16 protein-coding genes are annotated in these 16682 nt (G+C 48.2%); 14 read left to right on the top strand and 2 right to left on the bottom strand.

Going from position 1 to position 16682, the window contains the following annotated elements:
- The first annotated feature begins 183 nt into the window (after positions 1-183).
- The 7 genes from QF049_RS11645 (at position 184) to QF049_RS11615 (ending at position 8901) form a co-directional block, all read left to right on the top strand.
- Positions 184-459: a WXG100 family type VII secretion target gene (locus tag QF049_RS11645; protein WP_017689071.1), complete on the top strand. Its 276-nt coding sequence runs from the start codon at positions 184-186 to the stop codon at positions 457-459.
- Positions 460-617: 158 nt separating this feature from the next.
- The gene (locus QF049_RS11640; RefSeq protein ID WP_307537578.1) at positions 618-2693 is read left to right on the top strand and encodes a protein kinase family protein; all 2076 of its coding nucleotides are present in this window, start codon (positions 618-620) and stop codon (positions 2691-2693) included.
- Positions 2694-2727: 34 nt separating this feature from the next.
- Positions 2728-3480 (top strand): vWA domain-containing protein, encoded by a 753-nt coding sequence (locus tag QF049_RS11635; RefSeq protein ID WP_017689069.1) that lies wholly within the window; start codon positions 2728-2730, stop codon positions 3478-3480.
- Positions 3481-3490: 10 nt separating this feature from the next.
- Entirely contained in the window at positions 3491-4333 is an 843-nt protein-coding gene (locus QF049_RS11630) for a hypothetical protein (protein WP_076208839.1), read from the top strand.
- A gap of 373 nt (positions 4334-4706) precedes the next feature.
- On the top strand, positions 4707-5513 hold the full coding sequence (locus QF049_RS11625; protein ID WP_307537575.1) for an SDR family oxidoreductase: 807 nt from the start codon (positions 4707-4709) through the stop codon (positions 5511-5513).
- Between the two features lie 153 nt (positions 5514-5666).
- Positions 5667-8186 (top strand): ATP-dependent helicase HrpB, encoded by a 2520-nt coding sequence (gene hrpB / locus QF049_RS11620; RefSeq protein WP_307537573.1) that lies wholly within the window; start codon positions 5667-5669, stop codon positions 8184-8186.
- A 109-nt stretch (positions 8187-8295) separates the two neighbouring features.
- Positions 8296-8901: a general stress protein gene (locus tag QF049_RS11615; RefSeq protein WP_017689064.1), complete on the top strand. Its 606-nt coding sequence runs from the start codon at positions 8296-8298 to the stop codon at positions 8899-8901.
- A gap of 177 nt (positions 8902-9078) precedes the next feature.
- Here QF049_RS11615 and QF049_RS11610 read toward each other — a convergent pair whose 3' ends face one another.
- On the bottom strand, positions 9079-9471 hold the full coding sequence (locus QF049_RS11610; RefSeq protein ID WP_307537570.1) for a YidH family protein: 393 nt from the start codon (positions 9469-9471) through the stop codon (positions 9079-9081).
- Between the two features lie 72 nt (positions 9472-9543).
- Here QF049_RS11610 and QF049_RS11605 point away from each other — a divergent pair, with 72 nt between their 5' ends.
- From QF049_RS11605 to QF049_RS11575, 7 genes are all read left to right on the top strand, one after another.
- Positions 9544-10692 carry an acyltransferase gene (locus QF049_RS11605; RefSeq protein WP_307537568.1) on the top strand — a complete coding sequence of 383 codons (1149 nt, stop codon included), beginning with the start codon at positions 9544-9546 and terminating at the stop codon, positions 10690-10692.
- Positions 10693-11085: 393 nt separating this feature from the next.
- Positions 11086-11460 carry a replication termination protein gene (locus QF049_RS11600; protein WP_036609188.1) on the top strand — a complete coding sequence of 125 codons (375 nt, stop codon included), beginning with the start codon at positions 11086-11088 and terminating at the stop codon, positions 11458-11460.
- 2 nt (positions 11461-11462) lie between these two features.
- A complete protein-coding gene (locus QF049_RS11595) occupies positions 11463-12470 on the top strand; it encodes a Gfo/Idh/MocA family protein (protein WP_307537566.1) in 1008 nt (335 codons plus the stop codon).
- Between the two features lie 263 nt (positions 12471-12733).
- The gene (locus QF049_RS11590; protein WP_124114126.1) at positions 12734-13174 is read left to right on the top strand and encodes a ribonuclease; all 441 of its coding nucleotides are present in this window, start codon (positions 12734-12736) and stop codon (positions 13172-13174) included.
- Between the two features lie 14 nt (positions 13175-13188).
- Entirely contained in the window at positions 13189-13464 is a 276-nt protein-coding gene (locus QF049_RS11585) for a barstar family protein (protein ID WP_105598244.1), read from the top strand.
- Positions 13465-13734: 270 nt separating this feature from the next.
- Positions 13735-15024 (top strand): MFS transporter, encoded by a 1290-nt coding sequence (locus tag QF049_RS11580; RefSeq protein ID WP_307537561.1) that lies wholly within the window; start codon positions 13735-13737, stop codon positions 15022-15024.
- Between the two features lie 132 nt (positions 15025-15156).
- Positions 15157-15849: an ArsR/SmtB family transcription factor gene (locus QF049_RS11575; RefSeq protein ID WP_307537558.1), complete on the top strand. Its 693-nt coding sequence runs from the start codon at positions 15157-15159 to the stop codon at positions 15847-15849.
- Positions 15850-16040: 191 nt separating this feature from the next.
- Here QF049_RS11575 and QF049_RS11570 read toward each other — a convergent pair whose 3' ends face one another.
- Positions 16041-16607, bottom strand: a complete 567-nt coding sequence (locus QF049_RS11570) for a TraR/DksA C4-type zinc finger protein (protein WP_036609176.1) — start codon at positions 16605-16607, stop codon at positions 16041-16043.
- Between the last annotated feature and the right edge of the window lie 75 nt (positions 16608-16682).

The following is a 16682-nucleotide window of genomic DNA, read 5'->3' as shown; positions in this document are numbered from 1 at the left end:
GGGGGAATAAAAGTAACAGCAGAAAGTGAATCTTTTTTTGTAAATAGGCTGTTAGGAGAAGTTTCAAGTGCTGAAAATGGGGTAAATAGGATTAGGTCCTTCGGCTTTTGTCCGATCGATCCTGGTATAGTACAATTTGAACAAGCAAAAATTTAATTGCACAAACCAAGGAGGAATTTACCAATGGCAGGACGTATTTTAGTTACCCCAGAGCAGCTTGATCAGGTTTCCAACCAATTTAAACAAAGCGGTGAGCAAAGTCAGCAAATCGTATCTACATTGACTCAATCCATCACAAGCATGGAAGGACAATGGGAAGGTATGACAAAACAACGCTTCTTCCAGGAGTTCCAAGAAGCTAGCAAACAAATGCAATCATTCGTTCAAACGCTGAACAGCATCAGCGCTGAACTTACAGCTATTGCTAACAAATTCCGTACAGCTGACCAAGCTCGTTAATCTGCTTTACATAGATCAGGCCGATGTGAAGTCTGAACTCGCCCTGAATTATAGGTGGATAGCAAGCTGAAGATGTACAACTACAGCAAAAACCGGGCGTTGTCACAACACCCGGTTTTTGCTGCAACTATGACACTAGGACAGAGAGAGGGATAAGCATGTCTTTTCAACCAAATCCCGGGGATGAAGTGGTGATTAACGACATTGCCTATACGATTGGGCAACATCCGGCTGCGCCGGGTCTGGCTTATGCCCAAGCCGGAAGGCAGGGGATTGTTTATCAGTTGATACCCCGTAATGGTTCCATTCATGGGGCTAAAGCACTAAAAGTATTTTTTCCTAAATTCCGTATTCCGGCTATGGTATATCAGTCTGAGCATATGGAGTCTTATAGTGAACTGCCAGGTTTGCAGGTATGCAAGCGTGATGTGCTCACTCCGGAAAGAAACGGAGCGCTCATTGGAAAACATCCCGATCTGTTATATGCGGTGTTGATGCCATGGGTGCAAGGTCAGACCTGGTTCGATGTGATCAGTGATCAGAGACAGTTGACGGCTGAGGAGAGCCTGAAGCTGGCTAGAGCGCTTGCAGGAACGGGTTCGGCTATGGAACAACGTGGACTGGCTCACTGTGATATGTCCGCTCCCAATGTAATGATTCCGTTTTTTTCCGAAGTGGAGAACCTGGGGAAGACGTCTGCGGTAGAACTTGTGGATGTCGAGCAGATGTACGGTTCCAAGATGGATCGTCCGGATGCCTTGCTTGCCGGGTCACCCGGTTATGCAGCCCATCGAACAGTGCACAGCGGTTTGTGGAGTTCATATGCTGACCGATTTGCCGGAGCTGTTATCATTGCTGAAATGTTAAGTTGGTCGGACCCTGTGATTGTAGAGAAAGCGTGGGGCGAAAGTTATTTTGACCAGCATGAAATGCAAACGGTGAGTGAACGGTATTATGCGATGCGGGAGTCCATTGAGAAGCGTTGGGGTTCCAAACTGTCAGATCTGTTCATTCGAGCTTGGGAAAGTCACGATCTGAGCAGCTGTCCGACGTTTGGTGAGTGGTATGTTGCATTGGCTGCGGTAGACGTGGATCAGGCCAATGCGGCGGCTGCTGCGACATCGGAAGAAGAAGCTGCCAATCCGTCGGAAGCTGATGTGAATCTGAAAAAGAGCTCAGAACCAGTAAGTGAACCGGTGAATACGCAAGACGGGAACCGTCCCCAAACGCCGCACTCTCCCGATCAGGAAGCGGTTGTGAACCGTCTGTTCCTGCAAGCAAGAGCCCTGGAGGATGAAGATAAACCGGCTGCAGCACTGGAAGTGTACCGTTCGCTTTATCATTTTATTCCTCATAACAGCGCGATGCAGATGGAAGTCGAGGCTGCAATTAAGGAACTGGATGCCAAGCTTAATCCAAAAGAAGACACAGACAAACCTGTACCTGTGCCATTCTACAGATCCAAAAAGTTCATGATATCCTCCGCTGTGCTTATTGTATTGCTGGCAGGTGGCGTGCCAACGGTCAAAATACTCGCCGATCAGGCAGAGGTGAAACAGAAAGAACAGCAGGAAGCCACACGACTGGCAGATATCAAAGCTGCGGAAGAGGCTGAAGCAGCAAAGGCAGCTGCGCTCAAACAGCAGGAAGAACAAGAGAAGCAAAAGGCCGCAGATGCTGCAAAACTGGACGCAGAGGAAAAGAAAAAGCTCGCTGAAGCCAAGCAGAAGGAAGCTGAAGCAAAGAAAAAAGAAGATGAACGTAAGGCGTTACAGGCCAAGTACGACAAACAGGCGAAATATGAGGCCTATCTGGTGAAGCAGGAGCTGCAGAAGAAAGAAGCCGCTAAGAGAGCGCAGCAGGAGAAGTACGATAAACAGGCAAAATATGAAGCTTATCTGGTCTGGAAAAAAGAGAATGATGCCAAGCTTGCAAAACAGGAAGCGGAGCGTAAAGCGGCAGCTGAAGTTAAACGTCAACAGGAGATTGCTCAGAAAGCAGCTCTGAAGAAAAAACGTGCCCAGAATGTGGTCACGCTGATTGCTCATTACAATAAAACGTATAACGCGCAAAAAGGCAGAAAAATTGAAAATGCGGAAGCGTATGCCCGTGATTTCAAAAATCTCTACAATACCGATGCTTCCTATTTCAAAGGTGTCGGCAAAGTGGCTGCTCGAATGAGTGCCATTAACAAATTCCTGAGCAACACTAATTATACGTTGCCCAACTTATAAATAACACGTGAACGATGGAGGTGACTCACCCTAGATGAACTACACAATTCAAGCATCACAGCGTACACCTGCACTTATTATATATTTAATTGATATTAGCGCCTCCATGAACATGGTTCTGGAAAATCGTCGACGGATTGACGTCGTCTATGATGCCCTATCTCTCGCGATCCGCCAAATGGTATTTCGCTCTACAAAGGGAAATCGTCTGACACCTCGCTATCGTATAGCCATATTGGCTTACAGCGATGATGTATATGACTTGTTGAACGGAATCAAAGGGATTGACGAGATCGCTGCAGTTGGTTCTTTGCCTGACCTGACTCCGAGACGGTTTTCAGATTCTGCGAAGGCTTTCCTACAGGCGGAAAAGATTCTACAGGCCGAAATTCCGAATATGCAGGATTGTCCTGCGCCACTTGTATGCCACATGACCGATGGGGTAGCCACAGGTGAAGATCCCGAACCTATTGCAAAAAGAATCATGGGGATGAGTGTACCTGACGGCAATGTACTGGTGGAGAACATTTTTATATCGGATCATCTGCTGGAAGGGCCAATTGCTGAACCAAGAAGATGGAAGGGAATCTCTTCGGAAACGAATCTACAGGATGAGCATGGAGAGAAGCTGCGGAATATGTCATCCGTCCTGCCCGAAAGTTATCGGGAAATGCTTGTTGAAGCTGATTATTTGCTTGCACCCGGTGCACTCATGATGCTGCCAGGTACATGTGCAGAATTGGTATCAATCGGGTTCCAGATGTCCGCTGCTACGCCTGTGAGATAGGAGGGGAATCATGAGAGCGATGCGTTTGGCAACATTGTCTGCTGGAGATAAGGGGGGCCATGCCGAGCAACGGCATGGCAACTTTCGCTATGTGAGTGTACAGACCGGGGAACAGCCGCTAACTCGCTATCAGGGCACATTTAAGTGCAGATATGGTTATGGCAGAGCGGCTGAGACGGTACATCAGGGAGATACCGGACAGGACTTTGCTGCGGTACGTATGAAAGGGAATATCTGCAATTTTGTTTTGTGTGATGGCGTAGGCATGAGTTACTTGGGCGATTTTGCAGCGCGTTTTCTGGGGAATGCTTTGCTGGATTGGTTGGAAACGACGCAACACACAACGGTAGAGGGTGTTGAGCGTCTTCTCCATGATCTTACCCTTCCCGCATCTGAGCAATTGGAGAAATTACAGCCACTGGAAAGTTCCCCTTTGTTGCTGCGTGAAGTGTTGATGGAAAAGCGAAGTCGGGGCAGTCAGGCCATGTATGTGTGTGGACGGATTGAGCTTACGGGAGGCGGCCGCAAAAGCCGTGTATGGTTAGCGTGGCAAGGAGATTCCCGTATTCGCCTGTGGCGTAATGGTCAGGAACAGTCTGAATTATTTCAGACTCACTGCAAGACAAATGAGCGTTGGTCTACACTTGAAGGTCCCGTTGGAGGTAAACCGCACATCTATGAGACAAAAGGTTCAGCAGGTGATTCGCTGCGACTCCAGTTATATACGGATGGACTGAACGACCTGGATGCCATTCAAGCCTATGTCCCGGATGAACACATTCAGGTACTGCTGGATGCTACACATACTGGCGGACTTGAAGATGATGCCGCTTTCATTGAGCTGGAATGGTGAGTGCCAGTTACAAAGTTGTGGACCGATCCTGATGTTGCTGGGACGTTGGTGTAGATCAACGGTGAAAAAACTTGTTGATGTTGATTTAAAAGACACTCTTTTTGGGTAATCTTGTGAAGAATTGATTTTAAGTGTGTGTTCAAAAAGGTCGGTTTTCAGTACCAAGAAGATGGGATAAAGCTAGAAATGGAGTAGCGGAGCGTAGATAGAGCTACGTGAGCAACGGACATTTCGGCTGAATTCCATATTCGATGTTGATGATGCCGTTAGGCACCTTTCGTAATCAAAAGCGGACTTTTTGAACAACCTCTTTAACGATGAGCTTGAACGTACATTCTTACATAATTGCCAAATCAAAGGAGTGGAATGGATAATGACACAACATAACGGCAAGTCACGGTTCCAAGGGAAGATTGCGATTATTACCGGAGCAGGCTCTGGGATTGGGAAAGCCACTGCGGTCAAGCTGGCTAAAGAGGGTGCACATGTTGCATTGTTTGATCTGGTGAATGATCGGATCTCGGAAACGGAAGCAGAGATTAATGCGCTGCACCCTGGTGCGGCAAGAGCATTTGATGTAGACATTTCCGACCCGGCACGTGTGGAAAAGGCTGTACTGGAAACCGTTGAGTTATTCGGCGGTTTGGATATTGTTTTTGCCAATGCGGGCATTAACGGTGTCTCGGCACCCATTGAGGAAATTCAGGTTGAAGATTGGCAGCAGATTATTACAACCAACCTGAATGGTACATTTTTCACGATTAAATATGCATTGCCTCACGTGAAAAAACGGGGTGGCGGCAGTATTATCATTACGAGTTCCATCAACGGCAATCAACGCTTCTCAAGCTTTGGCATGTCGGCGTACAGCACGTCCAAGGCAGGGCAGGTTGCTTTTGCGAAGATGGCTGCGCTTGAGCTGGCGAAGTTCAAGATACGTGTAAACGTGATCTGCCCAGGAGCGATTGCGACAAATATCGATCAAAGTACGGTCAAAACGGATGATTTGCAACAGATCATTATTCCGATGGAGTTCCCGGAAGGACAGCAACCACTTGCGGACGGGCCGGGTCAGCCGGAACATGTTGCCGATCTGGTAAGCTTCCTCGCATCGTCCGAATCCAGACATATTACTGGAGCAGAGATCGTCATTGATGGTGCCGAATCATTGCTCAGCTAAGTGAGCATTCTGGATAAATTTCATTTTTACTAAGGCGTGTCTTAGGGTGTGTCTGCGATAGTCGTTCCTCTGGAACGGCTTTTTTTGTTATAATGCTAACATTCGAATAGAGATACTGAAGAGCAGTAGGGTACATTCATTAGGAGCGATCATATGCATATAGAGTTACCGATACAAGAGATTATTCCTGAGTTAAGACAATTATTTCGGGATCAAGATACAGGGGTGTTAATTGCAGAGCCGGGGGCGGGAAAAACAACTGTTGTACCGCTGGCTTTGATGGAGGAGCCGTGGGTTGGGGGACGGAAAATCATTATGCTGGAACCCCGAAGGCTGGCTGCGCGTTCGGCTGCATCGAGAATGGCGGCAACGCTAGGGGAAAAAGCGGGTCAGACCGTAGGATATCGTGTACGCATGGATACCCGGGTGAGTCAGGGGACACGCATTGAAGTTGTGACGGAAGGGGTATTGACCCGGATGTTGCAGCAGGACCAGGGTCTTGAGGATACGGCGATGATTATATTTGATGAATTCCATGAGCGGCATCTACACGGGGATTTGGGCTTGGCCCTGGCATTGGAATCCCGAGCGATGTTACGTCCAGATCTGAAATTGCTGGTGATGTCGGCGACCCTTGATCCTGTTCCCGTCTGTGGGTTGCTTGGCGAAGGTACAAAATCAATTCACTGTCCCGGGCGCACTTTTCCGGTGGAAACACGATATGTGCCAAGACCGGCAGCTATGCAGTTGGAACAATTCACGGCTCAAACGGTGACCAGGGCATTAGCTGAACAGGAGGGAGACGTGCTTGTTTTCCTTCCTGGCGCAAGAGAGATACACCGTACAGAGCGAGAGTTATTAAACGGTCCTCTTCCTGCGCATGTGAAAGTTCATTCCCTGTATGGCAGTATGCCGGTGGAACAACAGGATGAGGCCATACGGCCGGTCCCTGAGGGGTCGCGCAAAGTTGTGCTGTCCACTTCCATTGCGGAATCCAGCCTCACACTCGCTGGAGTCAAGATTGTGGTAGATGCAGGGCTGAGTCGTGCATCGGCATTCTCGCCGCGGACGGGCATGAGCCGGCTTGTCACCCTGCCGGTGTCCAAGGCGTCAGCCGACCAACGGCGGGGGCGTGCAGGGCGAATTGCCCCGGGGGTGTGTTACCGGCTATGGAGCGAAGAGGTTCATGGGGGACTGCCTGAGGCAGCTCGCCCGGAGATCACTTCCGCGGATCTTGCGCCGCTGGCGCTGGAGCTTGCCGTCTGGGGTGTCCAGTCCCCAGCAGAGCTGCAATGGCTGGACACCCCGCCTGACGCCGCCTACGGCCAGGCACAGGCGCTGCTGCGCCAGCTGGGCGGCCTGGACGACGCAGGCCGCATCACGCCCTTCGGGCGGCGGATGAACACGCTGGGCGTGCATCCGCGACTGGCCAGCATGCTGCTCCGTGCAGCGGAGCTTGGGCTGGCCAGCTACGCCAGCATGCTGGCGGCACTGCTGCAGGAGCCTGCCGGCCTCCGCAGCAGTGGCAGTGCAGGCGCGGGCACGGACCTCCGCCCGCGTGTAGAGGCGCTGCTGACCGCGGACAGCAGCGGCATGCCGCAAGCGGCAGTGGCTGTCGCAGACGGCGCTGCCGTGCGGCGCATGCTCCAGGAGAGCCGCCAGCTGCGCTCGGCGCTCGGCCCGGCGGCCGATCCGGTGCGGCCGGATGAGGACAGCTGCGGATTGCTGCTGTCCTTCGCCTATCCGGACCGGATCGGGCAACGCCGGGAGGACGGCCGCTATCTGCTGAGCAGCGGCCGCGGCGTACGGCTCGCAGCGACAGAATCGCTGAGCCGTTCAGCGTATCTGGTCGCAGCCGAGGCAGACGACCAGGGCGCAGATGCGCGCATCCTGCTGGCTGCGCCGTTGCAGGAGCACACATTGGTGCAGGCAGGTCAGCACTTGCTTCACAATGAAGTGCAAGTGGCCTGGGATTCCAACACTCGCAGCGTGCGCGCACATAAGAGACTTCGTATTGGAGCCCTTGTGATTAAAGAGAGCAGTATTGCACAGCCACCTGAAGATCAGGTGCTGGAAGCACTATTAACCGGAATTCGAATGGAAGGGCTGGATTGTCTACCCTGGACAAAAACATCCAGACAACTTGCGGACAGGCTGTGGTTCCTGCATCTCCATCTACCTGAGTGGCCCGACCTGATCGAAGATGATCTGACCGAAGAGTTGGCTGAGCATCTTACACCTTATCTGACAGGCATGCGATCGGCAGCCGACCTCAAGAGATTGTCGATGCAAGATGTATTGCTTGGTGGTCTGAGCTGGGGGCAACGACAACAACTGGACGATGAAGCTCCGACGCATATACAGGTGCCCAGTGGATCGCGTATTCCTGTGGACTACAGCCGTCCCGAGGCTCCTGCTCTGGCGGTGAGATTACAGGAGATGTTTGGACAACAGGAGACACCGCGTATAGCTGGTGGGCGAGTCCCGTTGACCATCCAGCTATTATCACCGGCTCAGCGACCTGTACAGGTCACACGAGACTTGGCGAATTTCTGGCGAGACACATACTTTGACGTCAAAAAAGATCTGAAAGGTCGATATCCGAAGCACTACTGGCCGGATAATCCACTAGAAGCGGTCGCGACTAATCGAGCCAAACCACGGGGGAAATGATGAATTAATTTCTCTTTTCAGATTAGTATATTGACTTGCAAGCGTTTGAAAGAAAACAAGGCGGGTAATAACATAGCGAGCCACTCAATTTAAAGAGGAGGAATTCACTATGCAGAAGAAAATCGTAGGTGTGTTTAATACAGAACGTGAGGCATCTCAGGCCATCGAGGGTCTGAAAGCACAAGGATTCACTTCAGACGAAATTTCAGTAGTTACGCAAGACCGGGATGAATTGAAGGCAATTCGGGAAGAGACAGGTACCAAAGCCCCTGAAGGCGTGGCTGCTGGTGCAGCTACAGGTGGAGTGCTTGGTGGCGTAGCCGGTCTGCTCGCAGGTATCGGTGCACTGGCCATACCCGGCATAGGACCCATTCTGGCCGCAGGCCCTATCGCAGCAGCATTTACCGGTGCAGCTGTAGGTGCAGGAGCTGGCGGATTGGTGGGTGGACTTGTGGGTCTTGGTATTCCGGAAGAGGACGCTAAACAGTATGAGGAGTATGTACAGAATGGTAAAATCCTGCTGCTCGTAGATTCTACGGATCGGGACTCCGATGTGTACGATGTATTCAGTGGCAACAGCCAGCTTAACCGGGACAGAGCCGAAGCAGCTCATCGCGGAGATGTGCCAGCCGAACGTCCGGATCTGGATATGGAAGAACGCAGATTGGAAGCCCAAAACAAGGCAGCGCGATTCGGTAACAATACATTCCTGTAATCTTGCCGCAAATATAATCGATATGAAATAGAACCCAATGACTTAATATCTGTAAAATGGAATGACATATATGATCCACCAGATGGTCATTAGCCGGTTTCCTTAAGGGAAGCCGGCTTTTGTCCCTGTGTTGCATATGGGTGGGTGTCAATAATGTCGGATGGTGTTTTTACCCAGTCAAGCAGGGAATAACAATACATATAACAGTACAGCCAAAGCGAGTCCAATCACCAGTAGCATCCATGTGAGAAACCGAATTAAACCGGTCGATGCCTGAAACGTCTGTTCATTGATTTGTGTACGCTTCCGATGATAGGCTGCTGCCGAATACACAATGATGGATATGCCGCCAATCAGAGAAGTAATACCAGTGATAATCGCCGCAATATGTGCAAGCCGATCATACGCCGACGAATTGAAGCCAAATCCGGCAGCAAGAAAGCCGATGCCCGCCATGGCAATACCGGTGCGTACCCAGGCCAGAAAAGTTCGCTCGTTAGCTAGATGTTGTTGGACATACTTGGATTCGGTAGTGGTTACGTCTTTGTCTGTTAAAGAAATGTGAATCAACTCCGTTCATTAAATATACGGCTTCATTGTACTTTGTTTTTATCGCAAAACCAAGAAAGGATGGCTGAATGCATGCCTCGCAAAGAACGAATTACAGAAATAGAGAGCTTAAGGGGAATTGCCTTTGGAGCGGTGGTTCTCCAGCATTCCATCGCACATTACTCTCTGGTCCCGGAAACGAGACTGGAGGATGGGGTGTTACTGACCATACTGCTGATGCTCTCCAAATTTGCAGTTCCTTTATTCATATTCATAACAGGGATGGTGCTTTTTTATAACACGGGAGACAAGCTGCACTATGGCCAGTTCATGAGAAAAAGAGTAAACGACGTGATCGTGCCTTATCTGATCTGGTCACTCATTTATTTTACACTTGCACCGCGTGGTTGGACCGGATTCGGATGGAATGACATCCCAGACCTAGGCCTGAAGTTGCTTACGGGCAAAACGACTTCACACTTTTGGTACATCATTATGTTGATCCAGTTTTATCTGTTATTTCCGCTCTTCTTGCGAGCCATTCGTTATGTATATAACCGATATGAGGCCAGGGGGCGCTTGATCGCATTACTGATTTCTGGTGTGGTGTATCTTGTACTTGCGGATCAATTAAGAAACATCGCCAAATTCATGGAACGGGTGAATATCCCGGTGCTGACAGATGCTTTTACAACGTATGCAGACCGCAATTTCCTCTATTTCTTTATTTATTTTGTACTTGGTGCAGCAGCGGGGTTATCCGTCCAGCACTGGAATGAATGGATTCATCGATTGCGCTGGATATACTGGACGGTGTTTATTGTTCTGGGTCTGCGGTTTACATATCTATTAATGCTGGAGTTTCAGAAGCCGGAAGGAATCAAAATTACGTTCTACACGGTTAGCTTGATCCGCCCTGATATGGCACTCTTTCTGATCGCTTCCATTATGGTCATGTATCAGTTGGCAGGAAAACTTCATAACCTCAGGGCTACACGATTGCTGGGATGGATTGGTGGTGTATCGTATGGTGGTTATCTGATGCATATGTTGATGCTGCGGTATAGCTACATTCCGGATGAGTTGTTTTACGTTGCTATGGGCTGGAACCCTGTCGTCCGAATGATCATCACCTGGTTGTTGGCTCTTACATTATCCTGTGTAGTGACATGGCTTATCTCGCGTGTAAGCTGGGGCAAATGGATTGTGGGAACCGTACCGAAGTCTGTCCGCGATAAATGAATCCATCAACATATGAAAAATTCATAATAGATCACCACAGCCGCACAGGAGTTTACGGGAGTACGAGAGTATACAAACACAAGATACAGGAGCACAGGTATTACAGCTTTTACAGCTTTTGCACAGACTCTCTTGTCATTAAAATTCGATCTCACGACTCCATGAGCCCTGAAATAAACAACTTTTGAATATAAATTAAAATTTCATTACATGAAAAATTCACAACAGAAAACCTTTTTCCGTGCTTCCCCCAGCTTAACGCGTATTCACACGATTTCTTTCTCACCTTCTTTGAAGATGGATAAAAGGCAGACCAAGCGGAGAAAGATGGCAGAACCCGAACATAAGTTTTATAATACTAGATATATAGGTTCTGACAGGAGGGGAATGAACGTGGCTTTTATGATTGCACAGCGGGCATTTATCAAGCTGTATCTGATTACGATGGTTGAACAGCACAGGGGGTATGGTTACGAGATGCTGGAGGCGATGAAGCAGGAATTCAAAGACTACGGTTATGTACCACCCCAGAGCGAGGTATATCGGGCACTGCATGAATTGGTACAGCAAGGTGTTTTTTATCGCACGAAGAAGCTGAAGGGCAATGATCCAAAGGTCGATTTTCAGGAAATCGTTCTATATCATTTCACAGATGATGGTGCGGAAAAAGCTGAGTTATATAAGAAACAGGTCAAAACGGATCTGGATCGTTGTCTCGGCATGTTACACAAGGCAGAAGAGGACAATTACGGTACGAAAGGAAGATGAGCATGAACAGACACTTACAGTGGGGAGTACTCGGTACGTCAACCATTGCCAAAAATGCAGTCATTCCGGCGATCCAGCAGTCTGAACGTGGTGAGGTGTTGGCGATTGCCAGCCGTAGCAAGGAAAAAGCGGAAACCCTTGCCGAAGAACTCGGCATTGCCAGATCATATGGCAGTTATGAAGAGCTCATCGCTGATCCGGACATTGAAGCCGTCTATATTCCTTTGCCTAACCATATGCACAAAGAATGGACCATCAAAGCGGCACAGGCTGGCAAACATGTGTTGTGTGAGAAACCAGCTGCCCTGAATGCAGATGAATCAGCAGAAATGATCGAGGTGTGTGAGCAGCATGGTGTTCTTTTTGCAGAGGCGATTATGTATCGATATCATCCCAAGCACAGACGTGTGCAAGAGATTATAGCTAGTGGAGAGATTGGCATCGTTAGAGCCATCCATGGTAACTTTACCTGTAATACCGCTGATGACAAGGAAAATGTAAGGTTCAAAAGAGAAATGGGCGGCGGATCATTATTTGATCTTGGCGTGTATCCGATCTCGGCAGCCCGAATGTATCTGGGACAGGAACCGGAAGCGGTGACAGTACACGCTCTATTCTCGGACGAGCATGATGGCGTGGATATGATGGCGTCGGGACTGGTAGAATTTCCGAATTCGGTCGCTTTAACTTTTGACTGCGGCATGTGGGCTTCAGGACGGGCGGAGATGGAGATTCTCGGGACGGAAGGGCGGATTGAACTGCCAAAAGTATTTGGCTGGGAGAATAGTGATATTCCACCTCAGATTATTGTGCACACCGATTCGGTCAGCCGTGAGGAGCGTGTATCCGTGTCGAATTCCTATGTGCTTCAGGTAGAGACGTTTGCAACGGCTGTGCTTGAAGGAGAAGCCTTGCCTTTCAGTCCGGAAAATACCATTCAAAACATGCGCGTTATTGATGCGTGCCTGGAATCGGCTCGAACTCGTCAACGTGTGCAACTGATCGATTAGGTCAGGTCAGTTTAAACATACTAGAAAAGTAGACTCCATCTTCAGGGATGAGAGTCTACTTTTCTGTCTTAAAATGTTACAATTATAATATTTTACAATTTAAACGTCTTCATTTGATATTTCTACCAAAATGATGTGATATAAATAGTCATGAGATGACTTGTTTACTATAATCTAGCAGAAAATCCAACTAGAGCGTTGCGGCTTACAGAACGCATATCGTGACAGGTTCATCTACTTTGAAGGATCGGGAGGCTGAATTAATGAAAAGATTACTATCAACCGCTGTACTGGCATTGTTGTTAACGTTTGTTTTCCTTACAGGCTCACAGCTCACTCCAGTTCCACAGCAGAAGGCATCTGCTGCAACATGTACCATCATCAATACGTTTACAGGTGTAGCAAACTATTTGAGTGCAAACGGAACGTTGCCATGTAACTTTATTACCAAATCACAGGCAACAGGACTCGGCTGGGTAGCGTCAAAAGGAAACTTGGCTGTAGTGGCTCCTGGGAAAAGCATCGGTGGGGACACATTTGGCAATCGGGAGGGACTTCTGCCTTCGGCAAGTGGACGTACATGGCGCGAAGCGGATATTAACTATACTTCCGGCTTCCGTAATTCGGATCGGATCGTGTACTCCAATGATGGACTCATCTACAAAACGACAGATCACTATGCATCATTTACACGCATGAAATAGAGGAAGGAGCAGCCATGATTACCGTGATTCTGGATGGAGAAGACTTTGCGAGTAGCGCTGAACTTCATCAACAATTAAAGGACAAGCTGAAGCTGCCGGATTTTTATGGCGGTAATCTCGACGCTCTGTGGGATTGTCTGACGGGTACGATTGAACTTCCACTCGAGCTAAAATGGACCAACTACCAAATCAGCGAAGAACGACTGGGGAATGAAGCAGGCCGGGTACGTGATTTGATGTTGGAGGTACAGGCTGAACAGGCTGGATTTCAATTAAGTGTTGAGAAGTAGCAGCAATAAAGGCAGTTCAAATACATTCCATCCCGAGCAGACCACTTGTGGTCTGTTTTTTTGTGTTATAGGAGGTTGTCCAAAAAGGTTGTCCAAAAAGGTTGTTCAAAAAGTCTTTGTGTTGATTACGAATCATCTGAAAGAAGAGCGAGTTTTTTACTTTGCCTACTTAGCGTTAAAATTATTTTCACGGAGGTATTGATTTCTGCATAATTTACGTTAAAATAAAATTAACATGAAAAATATTTTAACGTTGAGGAGAGAAAAAGAATGAATGATAGCTCAGCAGTTGGCAAGCAAGGTATGGGTGAGTTAATACGAATCAGACCGTACATGCAATTTATGCTTAGTAAAGTGGTATCCAGATTTGGTGATTCGATTGACTCGATTGCCTACAGTTGGATGGTATACATTCTAACCGGTTCGAAAGTGTTGATGGGTACGTTGCTGGCGGTGAATTTTTTGCCCAATATCCTTCTGGGTTTGTTCGCCGGGGCTTTGGTTGATCGCATGTCTCCCAAAAAGGTCATTGTGATTACGAATACGGGGCGCGGGTTGTTGGTGGGTATTACAGCTCTGCTGTTTGGATTGGGCCAACTTGAAGTCTGGCATCTGTTTGTCATTACAATTCTGAATTCTTTGCTGGAATGCTTCACTAGTCCTGCAGAAGTGTCCAGTGTCCCCCGATTGCTTCCCCCATCGATGCTGCTTTCAGGTAATGCCATGTCCTCTTCCGCAACCAGAGTGGCCGAACTCGCAGGACTTGCAGTGGCTGGTGCCCTTATTGCTACAATAGGCATTGCCTGGACGATCCTGATTGATGCGGGGTTGTTTGCGCTAAGTGCTTTAATAATGAGCCGAGTGGGCTATCCTGAAGTCTTAAAATCTTCTAACAATGAAGATAAAACATCAATTGAAATGAATTCTCTTCCATCCGACAAAAGTAGTATATTCTCCGAAATGGCAGAAGCTTTTCATTTTCTCCGTAAACATGCCTTATTGTTAATTGTCTCCATCCTGTTTGCCTTCGTTAATTTCTGCCTGATGCCGTTCAATGTTCTCCGTACACCCTATGTCATTGAAACGTTGCATGCTGGCGCTGGGGGATTAAGTCTGCTCAGTGGGCTGATGGTGGGAGGTATGTTGCTTAGCGGTGTATGGTTGACACAAAGGGGAGCGAATTATCGTAAAAGTGTGCTGGTCATCAGCGGTATTGTCATGTTGGGTCTCAGTTATGCCATGACGGCACTACCAGCCTATATGACTTCCTTCCAATTGCCAGTTGCGGCTGCCTTTTGTCTTCTGATGGGGATGGGGATTCCACTGGCTACAACCCCGCTAGGTACCTATCTAATGGAAGTTACCCCTTCGGAGATGCTGGGCAGAGTGTATGCCCTTCAGACTATGCTCGTCTTGAGTGTTGCACCACTTGGGAGTCTGGTTTCGGGAGCACTTGCAGATTGGATGACCATGCCTGTTCTGTTTATCGTTTTTGGTATTATGCTTGCCATGTCAGCAGGTATGCTATTATTTAGCAAAAGTTTTCGAAGTGCTCTGTGAAGATATTGAGAAGTGATCATTAGCCGATTTTCTGTATCCAGTCATTTCTGGCTCGTTTTGACCGAAGTCCTCACGCAGCGGTATAATAGAGATATCGATGGACAACAGGTACCCGGAAATGAGGCTACAGGGATGCAGCACAAAGTTCTTTCAACAATTGAAGAAATTAAGATCTACTCCGATCCGTATCGGATACAGATTATGAATATGTTTAACAAGCAAGGTAGACCATCCACTGTCAAAGAGATCGCGGATCAGATGGGTGAGGTACCCGCCAAAGTGCACTATCATGTAAAAAAGCTGGAGAGAATTGGTCTGCTGACGATCGTTTCCACACGTGAGATTAATGGGATTATCGCAAAATACTACGAACCATTCACCGGAGAGATCCATCTCCGTCACGAAGATGAAGACAAGGAAAACTCACCATTGAAACAGGTGTTTCGGTCCGAGACGCTCAAATTATTAAATGAGATGTTCGAACAAAGTCGTCAGCGATTCATGCATCAGGCGGAAAACGAAGATCGGATGTTTCTCTCGGACATTACGCTGTATGCAACCCGTGAGGAAGTAGAGCAGTTGTATAAAAACATCATAAAACTCTGTGAACCCTATACTACAAAAGAGAATCAGCAAGGGGAACAGGAGGTTTTTCAGTTATTCTCTGCTCTCTCCAAACCTATAGTGAAAATACCTGCTTCCAAGACAGATGCAAAAGAGAAAAAGAAAGCTACGTCTGATAAGGGCAAATCAACTTCGAAAACGTCTCGATCTGTGTCGAAGCGGCAGGGATCTGCATCATCTGGTCGTGAGTCTGAAGAATAAACGAACGGAATATATGGGTTCAGTGTTATCGCTGGAAGCAAGTAACGGCAAACGTGAGAGACTGCTATGGAGAAAACTAGAAAAAGCCGCCCAATGGCGGCTTTTTAATGCGTGATAAGGAAGGCTAATGGTGGAGCAGCCTATGGAATCAAATTCAATTTTGACGCCTACCGTTTCAGTTCATGACGAAGTTACATGTTCTCATCGTAACCCTTCACATCACGTTTGGCTGCGGTTGCGGGGGAATTAGATGTGCCATATTCTTCGACCGCTTCCCAGGCATCTGCGTTGTCGAACTTACCGGCCCGCTGCTGTCTTCCTTCTCCAGCACCACTCGGAGGCATGGTCATCACTTCTTCTTCAACAGGCCGATCGTTGCTGATCTCCCGATTAGGCGTGTCGTCAATACAGTAAGCGGTATAGGGGATAGCCTCAAGTCGTTCGAAGGGAATATCTTCGCCGCACGTTACACAGGTTCCATATGTACCTTGCTCCATACGTTCCAATGCGTCGTTCACTTGATTGAATTCGTCTGTTAATGTATCGTCGATCGCCAGATCACGGCTGCGTTCAAATGTTTCCGTACCGGCATCTGCCGGATGATTATCGTAGGAGGACAGCTCACCGGTTGAATCTTTCAGCGACTCGACTGGAGCACCGTCTTCCATGCTGGATTCAAAATGACGCTGCAAGTTTTCACGTTGCTCCAAAAGGGCGTTTTTCAGTATTTGATGTTGATCTTTAGTTAATGTACTCATAAGGACATGCTCCTTTCCCGTTGTGGGGTGTAGTGTGTCTTTACCCGAAATGGATGAAAAGCAATCATTTTCGTG

Origin of the sequence: Paenibacillus sp. W4I10 (genome assembly GCF_030816325.1) — a bacterium.
Lineage (GTDB): Bacteria > Bacillota > Bacilli > Paenibacillales > Paenibacillaceae > Paenibacillus > Paenibacillus amylolyticus_B.
This window is presented reverse-complemented; position numbering and strand designations above follow the sequence as displayed.

What these genes read in the sequence shown, in the direction of transcription:
- QF049_RS11645 (WP_017689071.1), top strand. Translation starts at nt 184, where the DNA reads ATGGCAGGACGTATTTTAGTTACCCCAGAGCAGCTTGATCAGGTTTCC.
- QF049_RS11640 (WP_307537578.1), top strand. Translation starts at nt 618, where the DNA reads ATGTCTTTTCAACCAAATCCCGGGGATGAAGTGGTGATTAACGACATT.
- QF049_RS11635 (WP_017689069.1), top strand. Translation starts at nt 2,728, where the DNA reads ATGAACTACACAATTCAAGCATCACAGCGTACACCTGCACTTATTATA.
- QF049_RS11630 (WP_076208839.1), top strand. Translation starts at nt 3,491, where the DNA reads ATGAGAGCGATGCGTTTGGCAACATTGTCTGCTGGAGATAAGGGGGGC.
- QF049_RS11625 (WP_307537575.1), top strand. Translation starts at nt 4,707, where the DNA reads ATGACACAACATAACGGCAAGTCACGGTTCCAAGGGAAGATTGCGATT.
- hrpB (WP_307537573.1), top strand. Translation starts at nt 5,667, where the DNA reads ATGCATATAGAGTTACCGATACAAGAGATTATTCCTGAGTTAAGACAA.
- QF049_RS11615 (WP_017689064.1), top strand. Translation starts at nt 8,296, where the DNA reads ATGCAGAAGAAAATCGTAGGTGTGTTTAATACAGAACGTGAGGCATCT.
- QF049_RS11605 (WP_307537568.1), top strand. Translation starts at nt 9,544, where the DNA reads ATGCCTCGCAAAGAACGAATTACAGAAATAGAGAGCTTAAGGGGAATT.
- QF049_RS11595 (WP_307537566.1), top strand. Translation starts at nt 11,463, where the DNA reads ATGAACAGACACTTACAGTGGGGAGTACTCGGTACGTCAACCATTGCC.
- QF049_RS11590 (WP_124114126.1), top strand. Translation starts at nt 12,734, where the DNA reads ATGAAAAGATTACTATCAACCGCTGTACTGGCATTGTTGTTAACGTTT.
- QF049_RS11585 (WP_105598244.1), top strand. Translation starts at nt 13,189, where the DNA reads ATGATTACCGTGATTCTGGATGGAGAAGACTTTGCGAGTAGCGCTGAA.
- QF049_RS11580 (WP_307537561.1), top strand. Translation starts at nt 13,735, where the DNA reads ATGAATGATAGCTCAGCAGTTGGCAAGCAAGGTATGGGTGAGTTAATA.
- QF049_RS11575 (WP_307537558.1), top strand. Translation starts at nt 15,157, where the DNA reads ATGCAGCACAAAGTTCTTTCAACAATTGAAGAAATTAAGATCTACTCC.
- QF049_RS11570 (WP_036609176.1), bottom strand. Translation starts at nt 16,607, where the DNA reads ATGAGTACATTAACTAAAGATCAACATCAAATACTGAAAAACGCCCTT.